This window comes from Dyadobacter fanqingshengii, assembly GCF_023822005.2.
Taxonomy (GTDB): domain Bacteria; phylum Bacteroidota; class Bacteroidia; order Cytophagales; family Spirosomataceae; genus Dyadobacter; species Dyadobacter fanqingshengii.
On record NZ_CP098806.1, the window covers coordinates 2,941,426 to 2,957,108 of the forward strand.

The 15,683-nt window shown below is 46.8% G+C and carries 14 protein-coding genes; 3 read left to right on the forward strand and 11 right to left on the reverse strand.

Annotated elements, in window-relative coordinates:
* The first annotated feature begins 38 nt into the window (after positions 1-38).
* Complete coding sequence (locus NFI81_RS12225; RefSeq protein ID WP_234612156.1) at positions 39-1,400, forward strand: sigma-54 interaction domain-containing protein; 1,362 nt, start codon at positions 39-41, stop codon at positions 1,398-1,400.
* A 42-nt stretch (positions 1,401-1,442) separates the two neighbouring features.
* Here the strand turns inward: NFI81_RS12225 and NFI81_RS12230 are convergent, their stop codons facing one another.
* The 10 genes from NFI81_RS12230 to NFI81_RS26520 form a co-directional block, all read right to left on the reverse strand.
* Positions 1,443-1,853 carry a cytochrome C gene (locus NFI81_RS12230; RefSeq protein ID WP_234612155.1) on the reverse strand — a complete coding sequence of 137 codons (411 nt, stop codon included), beginning with the start codon at positions 1,851-1,853 and terminating at the stop codon, positions 1,443-1,445.
* A 1-nt stretch (position 1,854) separates the two neighbouring features.
* On the reverse strand, positions 1,855-2,115 hold the full coding sequence (locus NFI81_RS12235) for a hypothetical protein (protein WP_234612154.1): 261 nt from the start codon (positions 2,113-2,115) through the stop codon (positions 1,855-1,857).
* Positions 2,116-2,133: 18 nt separating this feature from the next.
* The gene (locus NFI81_RS12240; RefSeq protein ID WP_234612153.1) at positions 2,134-3,135 is read right to left on the reverse strand and encodes a cbb3-type cytochrome c oxidase subunit II; all 1,002 of its coding nucleotides are present in this window, start codon (positions 3,133-3,135) and stop codon (positions 2,134-2,136) included.
* 32 nt (positions 3,136-3,167) lie between these two features.
* Entirely contained in the window at positions 3,168-5,285 is a 2,118-nt protein-coding gene (locus tag NFI81_RS12245) for a cbb3-type cytochrome c oxidase subunit I (RefSeq protein ID WP_234612152.1), read from the reverse strand.
* Positions 5,286-5,438: 153 nt separating this feature from the next.
* Positions 5,439-6,845, reverse strand: a complete 1,407-nt coding sequence (locus tag NFI81_RS12250) for a TolC family protein (RefSeq protein WP_234612151.1) — start codon at positions 6,843-6,845, stop codon at positions 5,439-5,441.
* 8 nt (positions 6,846-6,853) lie between these two features.
* Entirely contained in the window at positions 6,854-10,033 is a 3,180-nt protein-coding gene (locus NFI81_RS12255; protein ID WP_234612150.1) for an efflux RND transporter permease subunit, read from the reverse strand.
* A gap of 7 nt (positions 10,034-10,040) precedes the next feature.
* A complete protein-coding gene (locus tag NFI81_RS12260; RefSeq protein ID WP_234612149.1) occupies positions 10,041-11,204 on the reverse strand; it encodes an efflux RND transporter periplasmic adaptor subunit in 1,164 nt (387 codons plus the stop codon).
* A gap of 56 nt (positions 11,205-11,260) precedes the next feature.
* Positions 11,261-11,833 carry a carboxymuconolactone decarboxylase family protein gene (locus tag NFI81_RS12265; protein WP_234612148.1) on the reverse strand — a complete coding sequence of 191 codons (573 nt, stop codon included), beginning with the start codon at positions 11,831-11,833 and terminating at the stop codon, positions 11,261-11,263.
* Positions 11,834-11,846: 13 nt separating this feature from the next.
* Positions 11,847-12,413 carry a cupin domain-containing protein gene (locus NFI81_RS12270; RefSeq protein ID WP_234612147.1) on the reverse strand — a complete coding sequence of 189 codons (567 nt, stop codon included), beginning with the start codon at positions 12,411-12,413 and terminating at the stop codon, positions 11,847-11,849.
* 11 nt (positions 12,414-12,424) lie between these two features.
* On the reverse strand, positions 12,425-12,646 hold the full coding sequence (locus NFI81_RS26520; protein ID WP_374759450.1) for a 2TM domain-containing protein: 222 nt from the start codon (positions 12,644-12,646) through the stop codon (positions 12,425-12,427).
* A gap of 888 nt (positions 12,647-13,534) precedes the next feature.
* Between NFI81_RS26520 and NFI81_RS12275 the strand changes: the two genes are divergently transcribed.
* Together NFI81_RS12275 and NFI81_RS12280 are read left to right on the forward strand one after the other, a co-directional pair.
* Positions 13,535-13,927 (forward strand): hypothetical protein, encoded by a 393-nt coding sequence (locus NFI81_RS12275; protein WP_234612146.1) that lies wholly within the window; start codon positions 13,535-13,537, stop codon positions 13,925-13,927.
* 304 nt (positions 13,928-14,231) lie between these two features.
* Positions 14,232-14,702: a hypothetical protein gene (locus NFI81_RS12280; RefSeq protein WP_234612145.1), complete on the forward strand. Its 471-nt coding sequence runs from the start codon at positions 14,232-14,234 to the stop codon at positions 14,700-14,702.
* 437 nt (positions 14,703-15,139) lie between these two features.
* On the opposite strand, the gene NFI81_RS12285 is transcribed toward NFI81_RS12280, so the two are convergent.
* On the reverse strand, positions 15,140-15,487 hold the full coding sequence (locus NFI81_RS12285) for a hypothetical protein (RefSeq protein WP_234612144.1): 348 nt from the start codon (positions 15,485-15,487) through the stop codon (positions 15,140-15,142).
* Positions 15,488-15,683: the final 196 nt, after the last annotated feature.

The following is a 15,683-nucleotide window of genomic DNA, read 5'->3' on the forward strand; positions in this document are numbered from 1 at the left end:
AGGAGATATATTTACCTTATGTGTAACAAAACCAAAAAGTGAAACATCCTGACAAAGACAGCGGCACAATGCTCGTCAGCTTTTGTAATGATATTGCAAAAATCACCACTCGGGCTGAGTTAACAACGGTTGTCGGTGACGGGCTAAGAAAGCTCGGCATCGATAAGTACTTGCTTTCCGAGGTTAGTGATGACCATGCTGCAGGGGCGACAGACGAATTACCGGGCATTCCACTTCGGTTTGGAACCAGGAATATCGGTGTTTTGTACACGGAACGTAATAGCGTTGATGCAGAACTCCTGCAAGCCATCACATCACAGATTAGCACTGCACTTGCCTGTATCATTGCAAACGAAGAGACTGAAAAGCAGTCCGCGCAAATCGAAAACTTGAAAAAGGAACTGCTTGAAAGCCGTTCCTGGCCGGATAAAACGTCAGAAGCCGCTAGCAATGATTCACAGATCATCGGTACAAGTGAGTCCATGCAAAAGGTGCTTAGGCTGGTGTCCCAGGTGTCAAAAACACAAAGCACAGTTCTGCTGCTCGGAGAGACCGGTACAGGTAAGGAAGTGATAGCGAAAGCCATCCACCAAAATTCATGGAGGAAGGATGAGGTAATGGTAACCGTAAACTGTGCCGCGCTCCCAGCGAGTTTAATTGAAAGTGAGTTGTTTGGCCATGAAAAAGGGAGTTTTACCGGCGCAGCAGAACGCCGGATCGGCAAATGGGAGCTTGCCCATAACGGGACTTTGTTCCTCGACGAAATCGGGGATATGCCCCTGGATTTGCAGGTGAAATTACTCCGGGCCCTGCAGGAAAAAGAGATTGAAAGGGTTGGCGGCAGAACCCCGATCAAAACGGATGTGCGTGTGATCGCAGCGACCAATAAAGATCTCCAGAATGAAGTCAACCATGGTAATTTTCGAAGTGACCTCTTTTTCAGGCTGAATATTTTTCCTATTACGATACCGCCCTTGCGGGAAAGAGGACAGGACATCGCTGCCCTGGCGCTCCATTTTGCAGAAAAATATGCAAAAAGAAGCGGCCGGAAAATCTCCGGCATTTCCAGTCGCGTCCTTAAGAAGCTTTCATCGTATCGTTGGCCTGGCAATGTGCGGGAGCTCGAAAATCTGATGGAAAGAAGCGTATTATTATCATCAAAGCCCATCATTAACCAGCTGCATCTGCCTGTGGGTGAGGAAAATATAGCGTCTGTTCTGGAAAACACCAGGGTCAAAACAATGGACGAAGTAGACAGGGAGCATATCATGCGCGTTCTCAAATCATGTAAAGGGAAAGTGGCCGGTTCGGGCGGAGCAGCAGAAGCATTAAAGATGCCTCCCACCACATTACACTCGATGATCAAAAGGCTTGGAATAAGAAAACAGTATCCCAAATAAAGCTTGCCTCATACTAATGGTGACAAATAAAAGCTAACTGCTCTAATCGCCACTTAGCGACAGGTAAGTGATCAGATAGTACAATGACCAGCCCGTAAAACAAATAAGCAGTATCCAGAACAAGGCGGGAATGCTTTGAGGTGACTCACTGCCCGTGATTAGAAACTTCTTTTGGTCGCCTTTTCCGTAGGCATTGATCATCATCGGTACAATACCGTCAACAACCGCATTTTCTTGCATTCCTTCTATGGCAATGGCCGGTCCGTTTCTTACCTCAAATGGAATCATCCTGATCCCTTCCTTACCAGTCGGATCTTTGCTGACGATTTTCAGAACATGCTTACCGTCAGCGATTTTTCGTGTGTCCAATTCAAAATTCACGGGAGAAGCGAACGCTCCGATTGGCTTTTCATCATCATCTATAAAAATAATCACTGTGCTTTGATCTTCCATTTCAAGGGTTGGTCAAAATGAATTTTTTGATGTGGTCATTCCCGGCTTCACCCGGGTTGATCAGCCATTTCACAGAAAAGAAAAGTGTGAAAATAACGATGGCGATCGCGGTTATGATGATCACATAATCCCAATTGCTTTCCGGACCAGTTCCGTGTGTGATCCCTTTTAAAACCTTGGGTTGCCGCTGGTCGCAGACCGGACAGGCCAGGGAAACCAGCCTGATCAAAATCAGCAAAAGGGTGAGGACGGGTTTTTTCATTGTGAAACCATTCATTGTTTATTGAACCGGCAGTTGTCTGATCGCATCCATGAGCTTGCCGATTTCCTGCACAGTAACTTTCCTGGCATTGTTGCCCCAGGAAGTTCGTTCGTGGTTCATGATGGCCGCGATTTCGTCGGGCGTTAGTCTTGCATTTTTTCCAATCGCAGGCATCACACCGAACTCTTCCCGGGCATCGTACCCGTTGACGACAATGTTCAACATGATTTCGGGATTGTCGTTCAGAACAATCGGACTGCCTGTCAATGCAGGAAAAGCACCTTTAAGTCCTTCTCCGGTCGGCTGGTGACAAGCCTGGCAATGCGTTGCATATAGAGCAGGACCGTCCATGCTTACGCTGGCATTCGGCTCTTCTGCACTTGGTTTTGTTTCTTTCTTGTATAAAAATGCAGTTGTGGCGCCACCCGGCAATTCGATTTGTTTCAGCGATTGCAGATAAGCCACGAGCTTTAACGCATCTTTTCTTGCAACTAAGGTTCCTGGCTCTTTCAAGTATATCTCCGGCACGATCACAATCACGTCTTCCCGGGAAGGTTCTTTTTTTACTTCAAAAAGCCAGGGATAAGCTGGCATGATGGATTCCTTCACTACGATGCGCGGATTAAATAAATGGACAAGGTTCCATTCCTTGCTCGGCTGACGTGTCCCAATAGACGTAAGGTCCGGGCCGGTACGTTCCGTTCCCATCAACGTAGCCGTGTTGCGCCAAAAATCCGTCCTTCCAATGGCGGCATAATCAGCGGCCACACTTGGTCTTTGTCCCCACATTCTATCCATATCCACATTCCTGACCTGTTGGGTATGACAAGCCACGCAGCCATTGGCCACAAAAAGCGCTTTCCCTTCCACAGCATCATCGCTCAGTGGCTCAAAGCCGGGAAGTGGTGCATTTTTTTTCTCATTGTTGATGGCCGGTACGAGTGCAACAAAGACCGTTAAAACCAAAAACAACAAAAAGGCTGCACCAAATAATTTAGTATGGTTATAAAAAAAATCCATGTCGCGAAAGCCTAAAAGTATGGAGACGTCGGTCAGGCATTATGCTCCTGGGGCAGGGGTTTAAATATCGTTTCGTGCATGTCGATTATGTCACTCTGGACAATCATACGATACATATTGTAAGCAAAAAACAAGTGAGAGAGCCACATCAGGCTGCCGCCGATGGCCCGCCATAGCCAAAACGGCGCCATGAAAACGACGCTGTCGATAAAAGGTCTTTCCTCCATCCACATCAGTCCGCGAAGTGTACTCCCGTACATCAGTGGTATCGTGTAAAACAAAAGCCCGATCAACGCGAGCCAGAAATGCGCCCCCACTGTTATTTGCGGAGGTTCGAGGCCCGTCAACCGCGGCACCACTGCATAAATACCGGCCCAAAGAAAAAAGCAAATGATACCATACATCGTTAGGTGCGAATGTGCGACGGTGAAATCGGTAAAATGCCACATTAAGTTGGTCGACCGGAATGCTTCCGCCGTACCCTGCAATGAACCTGTAAAGTAAAATACAATGCCGGTCAGGAAAAATGGCAGCGTGTAGCTGTCCGGTACTTTGAACCAGGCGTTTTTAAAGGTCATCACAAAATTGGTCGTGCCGGCCACCACCGGAATAATCATACCTGCGCTGCCGACAATGGCGACGGTTTGCAGCCACCACGCAATGGAACTGAAAACGAAATGGTGTGTGCCAATGGTCGTATAAAATAATATCTGCGTCCAGAATGCCAATATGCCCAAACTATATGAATAAATGGGTTTATTGAGCTGCTGAGGCAGAAAATAGTATACAACGCCCAATGTAAAAAGCATAAACCACATACCCACGCCCTGATGCATATAGTAACCTTGAACGATGGTCTCACCTAGCCCATTTTGCCAAAATGGTAAGTAAGCGACAACTGTGATCGTGATTGCGAAAATGATGGAAGCCACGATGTACCAGTTTGAAATATAGATTTCTTTGGTAGTCCGGTTGGCAATGGTTTTGAGGAAATTGTATAGCGTGAGCACCAGGCCAATGGCAAAAGGCAGCATCACCGGCCAGATATATTCCCGATACTCCCCGCCGCCATTATTAATACCGGCCATCAAACACAATGTGCCGGCAAACACCGACAAATTGATCAGAACCAGCGCATACCAACCCAGATTAGTATCAAAAAGCTGCGTATTGCTAACCCTTGGGACGACATAATGCCCCAGTCCCAGCATGGCCAAAGAGGCCCAGCCCCAGAATACTGCATTGGTATGTACAGGGCGAAGTCTTCCAAAACTCAACCAGCTGACCTGATCCACATCAGGCGCTACAAATTTGATCCCGACATATTCCCCTACCGTAGTACCGAAAACAAGCCAGCACGCAGCACATCCGATGTACCATTGAATGAGCCGTGATAATTCAAGGTTTACTTTGGGACGTATTTGTGCACTTTTTTTACGGGCAACAAAAGGTAAGGCGGCATTCTGGGCTACATGGGTGATGAGACCTCTTTCATCTTCGGGGGAAAGCAAACCAGCCAGTTCCGAATTGGTCAGCCGGTAATCCAGTTGCGCTTTCCGCTTACGCAAACTGGTTTCCAGGTTTTCATTCTCCATGTTTTCAAGATAGGCTTTAAACTGTTGTGCTTCGGCAATAGCCTGGGCACTCCCATATCTTTTTAATGCGTTCAAAATCTTAAAAAATAACAGAAATATTCCGCCGACAACAGGGATACCAATCAGGACAATGGTGATTATAATCCCGGTATGACCGATTAACGGCCCCGAGGCAGCTGGTGTCTGCGCGGAAACGGTATTTAAACCAAAACATAATAAAAGCGGCACCAGTCGCAGCGTCTTCTCTTTGAGCAATTGCCCTTTCTTCCTTTTAATATTTTTTAAAACAACATCTATCTCGCTGCTATTCAGCTTTTTGATATATTGATCGAAATCGGAAGAACCCTTAGGTTTCTGCGTTTTTCTGAACTGAATAATCAGTTCTTTGGTCAGGAACGCCAGCAGCAACACACATACAGCAATAGCCAGTACGATCAGAGAGACAATGTCAAGAATGGATGTATCGTCGATAAAAACCTGAGCCTGAACTCCGCTATTTAGCAAGATACCGGGTACGAGCAGCAAGCCTGGTCTGTGGATTTGAGATAATTTCATGTATATAAAATTGGAAAATGGATGTCTGAAAAATATACTCGAACGCTTCTGCTTCACAATCTGATGATGCCTCAAATCTATGGCTCTCCGAAAAAGCCTTCAATAGTTATTCTGCGGATAACATTGTACATTTTGATCATTCAACATCTACATTTATTTCCAGCCACCGCCGAGCGCAGTATACAAATCTGTAACGGCGTGAAATTGGTCCCTTTTGATGCTTGTCAATGAAAGCTCACTTTGAAGCACATTGCCCTGGGCGGTAATGACTTCGAGATAAGTGGCCATACCGTTTTGAAAAAGCATCCGGGCATTTTGAGTGGCCTGCCGAAGGTTTTGCGACCGAAGCTGCGCAATGTTTTCCTGCTCCTTTAACTTATCAATCCTGACCAATGCGTCGGATGTTTCTCCAATGGCATCCAAAACAGACTTTCTGAATTCGGCGACAGCCCGCCGCTGCTCTACCTGCGCGACTTCATATTGTGTTCGTAGTCTTTTTTGCTGAAAAACCGGCTGAACCACACCGCCCGCAATTACACCGAACAATGACGCAGGAATATTGAACCAGTTACTTGCCAAAAAGGAGTTAACGCCACCACTTGCCGTAATTCTCAGCGCCGGGTACATATTTGCTTTGGTGATGCCAATGTTGGCGCTGGCGGTAACCAGTTCGAGCTCGCGGCTTTTTACATCAGGCCGCCGACTGATCATTTGGGACGGAATCCCGGCTGATAGTTTTTCGGGAAGCGCCAGTTGATCAAATGCTTGGTACCGGTCGATACGCCCAGGCAATTCTCCTGCGAGTATTTTCAAAGCATTTTCCTGGATATGGATAGCCTGCTCAAACTGTGGGATCAGCTGTGTGGCGAGCTGCTGCTGTGCCTGCGCCTGCTGAACCGCCAGCGAACTTACCTGGCCTGCATTGAATTGCAAAGTGATCATTTCCAGTGTACTATCATTTAGCGTTACGTTTTTTCGGGCTATCGACAGTTGGGCATCCAGCATCAGCAGGTTATAAAATCCTTTGGTGACCGAAGATACAATGTACGTCTGCACCGCATTCCGGGCCTCTTTGCTCTGCAGATAACCCGCCAGCGCAGCCTTCTGCTGGTTTCTGATTTTGCCCCAGATATCCGCCTCCCACGACAAGTTCAATACCGCACCGTAATCTTCAATGTGGCTCGTCCCCAGAAATTTATCGAGGCTTAAACCATTCAAGCTGTTATCCGAGGGCCGGGCGCTGTTAGCACTGATCTGCAGGCTTGCCTGCGGGAGATAGTTATGCCGCACCTGCGCGGAAATCAACTGGGCGGCTTCGATGTTTTTTAACGCAATCTGCATATCATAATTCTTCTCAATGGCGCTGCCAATGAGTTTTTGAAGGGTTGTATCGATGAAAAATGCATCCCATGGAAGATCCGCAATGCTGGTCGTATCGTCGGGTTGGTCGTGAAAATGATCTGGCAGGACTGCGGTGGTTTTAGGGGTATCCCTGGAAATTCTGCAGCTGCTTGCGACCAGCACGATCAGAAACAGGAGGGTTGTGATGCTTCTTTTCATTTGAATGGTTATACAGCGCTTAATTCAAATTGATCTGCAGACCCATCAATGACACTTACCGGCTTTCCGGAAATTTTCTCCTGCAAAGCCTGGAAAACGACAAACAGTACCGGGATAATCAAAAGCCCGAAAATTACACCAGATAGCATTCCGCCTGCTGCTCCAATGCTGATCGAATGGTTACCCTGGGCGGAGGGGCCGCTTGCCGACATCATCGGAATTAATCCGGCCACAAACGCAATGGAGGTCATCACAATCGGCCTGATGCGGAGCCGTGCTGCTTCCATGGCGGAAGTTTTCAAAGACAAACCGGCATGCCTGCGCTGGACGGCAAACTCTACGATCAGGATGGCGTTTTTGGCCAATAAACCAATCAGCATGATCAGTGCTACCTGCACATAAATGTTGTTTTCAATGCCAGCCAGCCCAATGGATACAAATACGCCGAGGACGCCGGTCGGAATGGAAAGAATGACGGCCAGAGGAAGAATATAACTTTCGTATTGGGCGGAGAGCAGGAAATATATAAACAGCAGGCTTAAACCAAAGATAACGGCCGACTGCCCTCCGGACGCGATTTCCTCTCGGGTTTGGCCCGAAAATTCGAAGGAATAACCGGCAGGCAATTGCTCAGACGCTACTTTCTGAATGGCTTTAATGGCGTCGCCCGAACTTTGCCCGGGCTTGGGAATAGCTGTTACACTAATGGAATTGAACAGGTTATACCGCGAAGTGGTTTCGGAGCCGTAAACCCTTTTAAACCTGACCAATGTATTGAGCGGAACCATATTTCCCAGCTTGTTTTTGACCAGTATCCCATCCATGGAAGTGAGCTCCGCCCGGTCTTTTTTGTCTGCCTGGACCATCACGCGGTAATACTTACCAAAACGATTGAAATCCGAAGCCTGTGCACTCCCAAAATAACCCTGCATCGTAGCCAGGATATCTTTGGTACCGACACTCAGTTGTTCCGCTTTCATATTGTCGATTTCCATTTCAAACTGAGGGTAGTCGGCACGGAAAGTGGTAAATGCTACACCGATTTCGGGCTGTTTCATCAACTCGCCGATGAATTGCCTGCTGATGCCGCTGAATTTGTCGAGCCTGCCGCCCGTCTTGTCCTGCAGGACGAGGTCAAGACCATCCACGTTGCTGAAACCGGGTACCGTTGGAAAGGTGAACACAAAGAAATCGGCCCCTTTGATGGCAGCTAATTTTTGACGGACGGTATCGACAATGGCGTTGATGTCTTTGACGTTTCCCCGCTCATCGGTTGGTTTCAAAAGTACAAAAGAGATCCCCGCCGAAGGACTAATGGATAAAGTCAGAAAATTGAATCCGCCTACAACCAGTACCTCCTTAGTCGCTTCGACAGATGACAATAATTTCTCAGCTTCGGCCATTACTTTATCGGTCCTGTCCAATGAAGCACCGGCTGGCATGGAGAGCGATATCGCAATAAACCCCTGATCTTCTGCGGGAATGAAGCCCGAGGGTGTCTGGTTAACCATCCACATAGTCGCCGCGACCACCAGCAAAAGTCCGCCCATACTTGCCCATTTGTATCGCATCAGGTAATCCAGACCCGAGGTATACCTGGAAGTAAGTTTGTCGAAACCGGAGTTAAATCCCGCAAAAAACTTTTCCTTGATTGTTACCTTCCTGACTGTTTCATTGGTTTGCTGATGACTGGTTTTAAGAAAGAGAGCAGCCAGCGCGGGACTGAGCGTTAATGCATTCACTGCGGAAATAACGATCGCGATCGCCAGCGTAAATGCAAACTGCCGGTAAAAAACGCCTGTGGAGCCTTCCAGAAAACCGACAGGCAAAAATACGGCTGCCATCACAAGCGTGATGGAGATAATCGCGCCGGTAATTTCGCTCATGGCCGAAACGGTTGCTTCTTTGGGTGGCAGATGTCCATATTGCATTTTGGCATGCACGGCTTCGACGACCACAATCGCGTCATCAACGACAATTCCAATGGCGAGAATCAATGCAAACAAGGTGAGCAGATTGATGGTAAACCCAAAAAAGGACATAAAAAAGAACGTTCCCAGAATGGCGACGGGCACTGCAATGGCAGGTATGAGTGTGGACCGAAAGTCCTGAAGAAAAAGGAAAACAACAATGAAGACGAGTACAAAAGCTTCCAGCAAGGTATGCTCCACTTGCGCAATGGATTGGTCCAAAGAATCCTTGGTGTTATAAATGACCATGTATCTGACATCTCTGGGGAAATCCAGTGAAGCCTTTTCCAAAAAGGCTTTGACTGCAATCTGGATCTCACTGGAATTGGAGCCCGGCAGCTGAAATATGCCGATCGGGAGCGCTGTAAGGCCTTTGACGCGTGATTTGCTGCCATAGGAGTATGAGCCGAATTCTATTCTGGCGACATCTTTCAGTCTGAGCACGGAGCCGTCGGCATTGGCGCGAATTGCAATGTTTTCGTAATCTTCCGGCTTGTTCAGCTTGCCTTTGTATTTGATCACATACTCGAAAGACTCCTCGCTGCTTTCGCCGAACTTGCCCGGGGCCGATTCCAGGCTTTTGTCCTGAATAGCCGCATTGACATCGCCTGGCGTCAGATGATAGGTGGCCATTTGAGTCGGATTCAGCCATACCCGCATGGAATAATCCTGATTAGAACCGAGTATAAATGTTTGACCCACGCCCGGTATCCGTTTAATGGCCGGTATCAGGTTGATCTGCGCATAGTTGGCCAGGAAGGTCTGGTCGTAGGATTTACCGTTTTCGGAATACACGTTGAGCACCATGATCAGGCTGTTTTGCTGCTTGGCTGTGTTAATGCCTTGCTGAATCACTTCTGCCGGTAATTTGCTGGTCGCCTGCGCTACCCGGTTTTGCACATTCACAGCCGCCTGATCAGGGTCCGTTCCCAGCTTGAAATAAACGGTGATGGCGAGCGAGCCATCATTGCTGGCCGTCGAGCTCATATAGGTCATTCCTTCGACGCCATTGATGGATTCTTCAATCGCAGGGGCAACTGATCTTAATACGGTCTCTGCATTGGCGCCCGGATAAACCGCGTTAACGCGAACTGCGGGCGGTGCGATATCAGGGAATTGCTGAAGCGGCAGGCTTTTGAGTCCGAGTAATCCAAGAATAACCAGGATCACCGAAATGACAGTAGCAAGTACAGGCCGGTCTATCAGTTTTTTGATCATGGAGAGTCTATTTTAATTCCGAACGAGGATTGTTATACGTCATCAATATTTCAGGCCGGATGGTTTGACCTTCCTGCAAATGGTCCATGCCACGCATCACGATCCGGTCGCCTGCCTTGAGTCCTTCTTTCACCAGGTAACTGCTGCCGCTTTTGCCCACAATCTGAATGGCCACTTTGCTCACCTTGTTTTTTTCATCCAATGCAAATACAAACACTTTGTCTTGCATTTCCAGGGTCGCCGCCGCAGGTACCAGCACGGCATCACGATGATGGAGACCAAGTCTGACCTTGCCCGTGTTACCGGACCGGAGTAACCCCTGTTGGTTCGGGAAACTCGCCCTGACTGTGATCGAACCGGTATTTTTATCAAACTGACCGTCAAAAATGTCTATTTTTCCTTTTTGGCTAAAGATGCTTTCGTCACTGAGAACAAGATCCACTTCTGGTACATGTTCGATTTTTTCGCTTAATGAATTGCCCGGGTATTGTGCTTTGAAATGGACAAAATCCTGCTCGCTCAGCGAAAAGTAGACGTGCAGCTGAGAAACATCCGATAGTTCGGTCAAAGGAGCGGGATCGGATGGCGCTACCAGTGTGCCCTGCTTTTTCATTAACCGTCCCACATAGCCGCTCACAGGCGCTTGTATAGTGGTGTATCCCAGATTGATTTTGGCCGACGCAATGGCGGCCTGTGACTGTTCGAGCCGCGCTTTGGCCATTAGCAATGCAGCTTCCGCGATTTTGAGCTGATAATCTGATATCACCTTGTTTTGTACCAATGGTTTGAGTTTATCCGTCTCGATTTGCTCATTGATCAGCAACGCCTCGGCAAGATGCATACCCGCGATTGCAGCATTCAGCTGCTCGCGATAAAGCAGCCCATTGATCTTGAAAAGCGTTTGCCCCTTCCTGACAAAAGCGCCTTCATCTACCAAAACACGATCAATATAACCGCTTACCTGCGGCCTGATCAGGACATTTGCGACTGCTTCAATGCTCGCGGGATAATCATGATAAGTCGTGACCTGGCCGGCACTCAGACTTACAACCGGCACACTCGCAGGAGGATGTGCCGTTTGAGGCTTTTCATTACCGGAACAGGCCACCAAAAAGGCAACTAACAAACAAGTGACAATGTCAGCTAATATGAATATAAACCGCTTTCCCATTTCCTGACTTGATTACAAATATTCGTTGAGTACGCAAGAAGCCACTGAATGCATTGTCATGATACACTCCTTTCGGGAGCGGGCATGTCGAATCCGTTTAAAATCACGGCGATCAGGCAGTAGCCGCTGATGAGAAATATGAGCTCGCCTGCCCCCTCCTTTCCAAGGAGGTGCACCGCATGGTTGTAAGTTGAGTCGGGAACAATACGGCTGTTGACCAGCGCATAAGCCATGTCGTGCGCAATGGTTTCCTGCTCGGTTAACCCTTGGGGGCGGCCACCGGCTGCAAGTGAGGCGATAATGCCGGGCGAAACGCCAAAAGCTTCGGCCATGATCTCGTGGGCATACAGCTCAAACCGTGACCCAAAAGCTCCACCAACTGTCAGGATTGCCACTTCCCGTACGGCTTTGTCCAGCGCTGCATGCATGTCCAGCGTCCGGAGAAAGCTCAAAGCCGGGACACCAAACTGTGGAAAATGTAGCATCGGCGCAAAAGGGCCTAATAATGCACCCTGCTCATCGATCATTACGACCTGACTTTGGCTCCTGCCCACTAAACCGGCGATCTCATCATGCACATAGCGGAGCTCGGCATTGAGTGTTTCTGGTGGTAAAGGTTTGATACGCATATAGGGATGTAACTTACTGTAATTCATCGGTAAACTGGCCGTCAATCAAAATAAAGGCTACGCGGCAGGGTTCGCCCGACCGGTTGGCCCAGGCATGGTTGGTACCGCGCTGGATGATGATATCACCGGCTTTGGCCGTTGTTTCGCCCCGGTCGACGATCAATGTCAGCTCACCTTCCAACACAATCCCATAGTCGATCGTTTGGGTCCGGTGCATCAAAGGGTGTGCGGCACCCTCTCCGGATGTGGACGCTTTCTCACCGCCCATAGATTTGAATTTAGCTGCCGCCTCCTCTTTGCTAAGATTCCGGATCTCTTCCCCTTCCGGCGGGAAATCAATAACCCTGATGCGCGTGCCGCCTTTGGGTGGCGACAATACCAGGCTGGTTTCGTCGGGATCTTCCGGCCTGCTGCCGATCAATGCCGGGGACTGCCACGTACTCCAAACCTCATGAAACTTGGCACCATGGGGGCCGCCGATCATATAGGTTCTCTCGGGAGAAGCTTCCGACAGGATAATAGCTTTCCCGTTCGCATCGTGACCCGTCACAATGCGTCTGAATGGTTTTTGCTGGTTCATGTTGGTATTTATTAACTAATCTTTCGCTTGAAAACATATACCCCCAGGTAATGGAAGAGTATTCCTATTGCCCAGGCAGGTGTTGACCAAAGCGGCCACGGGTAGGATCTGTCCGTCCAATACCATACAGCCCATATAGCAGGGACGACGAGCAGAAAAACAAGGAAATGAATTTTGAAACCCTTTTTAGGGTCAATCTGTGCTGGTGCATCTCGGTTAGTTAGATTTTTCATGCCTCAGTATTATAATTAATAGTGTTTTATTCCTTTGATCAGCCAACCAGTTTTCGAATATCGAAAACTTACATATGGATAATTCTTATGAGAAGCTCAAACTGCTCAGTTAGTCTTACTTTCACAATTGCAAAAAAAGTTTGAAAAGTCTGCCGTAATCGAAACTCTACATATTGTCTTGCAAGAATTTTCCTTGAAATCTCACCCTTCTCTCTTTACAAATTTACAACAGCGCTACTCTTATTGAAAAGGAGGGAAATCACAAAAAAAGTGTGATCGAAATCACAGTTCGCATGGTTATTTCCAACGTAGCAGAAAGAAGAGGTGTAAGTCCGTAATGCTATGTCGAGCGGTCAAAAACCGTTTAGACTATTCCCTGTCTCAGGCCTTTCGTGCGTTTACCAGCCATTGTTTGTTGGTGCAAAAGAGCACGCTGGTATTCTTCCGATAGATCGTCTTGACAATTCTCTTCGGGCCATCCTTCGCAATACATTTCTGTTTTAATGGACGCATGTCGCGCCGTCACTTTGATAGTCCAATATGTCTTTAAGGGCTTACCTTCTGTACTGTACTCATGTGACCGAAATTGTAATATCTTTCCATTGTGTAAGTATCCATAAACACCAGACAAACGATAACAAGGGTTCAAGAATTTAACTTGGCGACAAGGTCCTCGTCTCTGTTTAGCAAACAAAACTCATAGTTTATTAACGCCAAAGACACATAGCTTTTTTCCGGTAAGCACTCTAATTCACAGGAAAATGCTCACCGAATTGCTCACCAACACGAGGAGCTTTTTTGGACATCTTTTCAAATTTTATACTAATAATCAGCTAGTTAAGTGCCTTAAAACAAGAATAGCGGAGGAAGCACCTCCGCTATGCTAACTTGAAGCGAACGCTGTATTGTCTCCTTGGTGGACCTGCTGCTCAGGCGATATTTGAAAAAAAAATTGCGATAGACCTAGATGAGCATATTTCCGATGGCAGGAAAATTGACGAACTCTTTGCAGGTGTTGCATTAAGTAGAAAGAGTGTTTTGATAGAAGATGCCACGAAAGAGGTATTTGAATTTTTGCTATCACCCAGAACCATAACTGCAAGAGAATTAATCGCTCAGGAGCTTATTTCATTCCACACCCTTTCGTCCAAACGATTTCTGGAAATTGTCAAACACCACAAAGTAAAAAGAAGACAATCTCAGACGATACTTATCTTCTTTTTGAAGAGTCTGAAACCTGTTCGAGCAATATTTTCAAGGTTGAAAAGGGCTCTCAAATAACCCTCGAACCTTAGACTGTTCTTTCCAACTCACAGTAGTTTAGATGGTCGCACGGATCGGACGTTTTATCAGACGCTTGGGTATGTGTTAAAAGTACGGGAAAACCACCATTTTTGTAAACGCCGATGAAGCGATAAGTGGGAGAAGCCATGGAGCTTGTTACTGTCAATACATGCCTAGCAGCGAAATCGGAGTCTTAAAACTCATCCGCCGGTTCTTCTGACACATCGCGCGAATCAAATATGGGTAACATTATTGGGTTGTGCTCTTTGATTCATGCTTATTAACCGAAAGCCTAATTTTTATGTATCCACAAGCAAATATCGACGAAGAAATCATTAAAATAAAAACACTTGCCGTTGGCGGTCGAAGAATGACTAAGTCCGTTTTTAACCAAGTGATTCCCCTTTCACCGTTCGACAGTGAGTTAACCTTTACCGGTGACAAGGTTATTGGGTATGTTTATGAGCAACAATCGCGATGGCTACTCTTTATAAAAGACGGCCAACTCAGAAAATACATTTTAGACAACATATTACAACTGATTAATGTAGGTAAATCAACAAAATACAAAGATTTTCAATCCCTTGCAGATCGACTCAGGTTTGGCCATTTACAGACGAACTTTGACCACGAGGACGATTGGAACAAAGAACGTAAGTTTGCTACCGAATCCTATTCTGAAGAAACCTGGGGCAAAATCCTAAACCGAATAGACAAAGCTAAATCTTTTATTGCCTTTCTAGACGACAGGCAAATATTCATATCTGCGTAATTTATCATATACGATATCTTTAAAAACCCGACGTTATTTGCGACAGTGCCTCTTCTCAGTAAATGCAACCGTGGTGATTCTAAATCAAATAACCACTTATCCAATATTTCTTTGAGGCATGATATAACTAACCATATTGCATAAAAAGGCCGCGTCATGGAAAAGAAAAAGCGCTTCAACTTTTGGATCAAATTTGCAACAGCATCGCTGGATATTATCAGCTTGATACGCCTTACCTTTTTATGACATTGGTTTGAGTCTATGCTTTCTTTTCGAGAAGCACATTCTCCTGTGCTTTATATCTTACCCTGCGAAATGATTTAGCTTTTCTCACAAAACGCTCGAACGTGAGACTGTATCCTAACGTCCTGTCCAAATCTTCCGCAATTTTCGGACAGTTGATGAGAAAGGGAATGCGATTAGAAAATGGATCGCTATTATCTGGGCTTTGCCGAAGTAACTACAAAAGGTACAGGTGTTAAATTCATTGTTTCCAGTGTCTTGGAGGTCAAAAAATAGCCTGTCACGTAGACGGCTAAACCACTTTGCATAAATTGTTTCGGGAGATTGCAACCACCCCAAGCAACACCATTAGATGCTATCAGTTGGCTACCGACAGCTAATCCGCCGCTTAGTTGCACTGTTACTGGCGCGCCAACTACATAGTCGCCACGTGTTAATCCTTCGAACCCATAATAACACTCCAGTGCCGCTGGACTAATTTTGTCTTCCTTGCAATTTAGTAAACTCAACATGCATACACCAGCGAGTATAAAATGTTTCATAAGTCGGTTTCGTTCAGATGGCTCCATCAAGGTATCTCCAAGTATCAAAATAAGACTATTCCTGTTACAGGACTCATTTAAAGACGGTTTCGTTGGAACATTGCCGTTTCATAAAACGCCGAACATAAGACACTTTTCTTCAACTCACCTTGGTTTTTTCGATCGCACCGATCGGACGTTTCACGAGACAATTCAG

Excerpts from the sequence above, each read along its gene's own strand:
- NFI81_RS12230 (WP_234612155.1), bottom strand. The coding sequence starts at position 1,853 with ATGGAAGATCAAAGCACAGTGATTATTTTTATAGATGATGATGAAAAG.
- NFI81_RS12235 (WP_234612154.1), bottom strand. The coding sequence starts at position 2,115 with ATGAAAAAACCCGTCCTCACCCTTTTGCTGATTTTGATCAGGCTGGTT.
- NFI81_RS12240 (WP_234612153.1), bottom strand. The coding sequence starts at position 3,135 with ATGGATTTTTTTTATAACCATACTAAATTATTTGGTGCAGCCTTTTTG.
- NFI81_RS12245 (WP_234612152.1), bottom strand. The coding sequence starts at position 5,285 with ATGAAATTATCTCAAATCCACAGACCAGGCTTGCTGCTCGTACCCGGT.
- NFI81_RS12250 (WP_234612151.1), bottom strand. The coding sequence starts at position 6,845 with ATGAAAAGAAGCATCACAACCCTCCTGTTTCTGATCGTGCTGGTCGCA.
- NFI81_RS12255 (WP_234612150.1), bottom strand. The coding sequence starts at position 10,033 with ATGATCAAAAAACTGATAGACCGGCCTGTACTTGCTACTGTCATTTCG.
- NFI81_RS12260 (WP_234612149.1), bottom strand. The coding sequence starts at position 11,204 with ATGGGAAAGCGGTTTATATTCATATTAGCTGACATTGTCACTTGTTTG.
- NFI81_RS12265 (WP_234612148.1), bottom strand. The coding sequence starts at position 11,833 with ATGCGTATCAAACCTTTACCACCAGAAACACTCAATGCCGAGCTCCGC.
- NFI81_RS12270 (WP_234612147.1), bottom strand. The coding sequence starts at position 12,413 with ATGAACCAGCAAAAACCATTCAGACGCATTGTGACGGGTCACGATGCG.
- NFI81_RS26520 (WP_374759450.1), bottom strand. The coding sequence starts at position 12,646 with ATGAAAAATCTAACTAACCGAGATGCACCAGCACAGATTGACCCTAAA.
- NFI81_RS12280 (WP_234612145.1), top strand. The coding sequence starts at position 14,232 with ATGTATCCACAAGCAAATATCGACGAAGAAATCATTAAAATAAAAACA.
- NFI81_RS12285 (WP_234612144.1), bottom strand. The coding sequence starts at position 15,487 with ATGAAACATTTTATACTCGCTGGTGTATGCATGTTGAGTTTACTAAAT.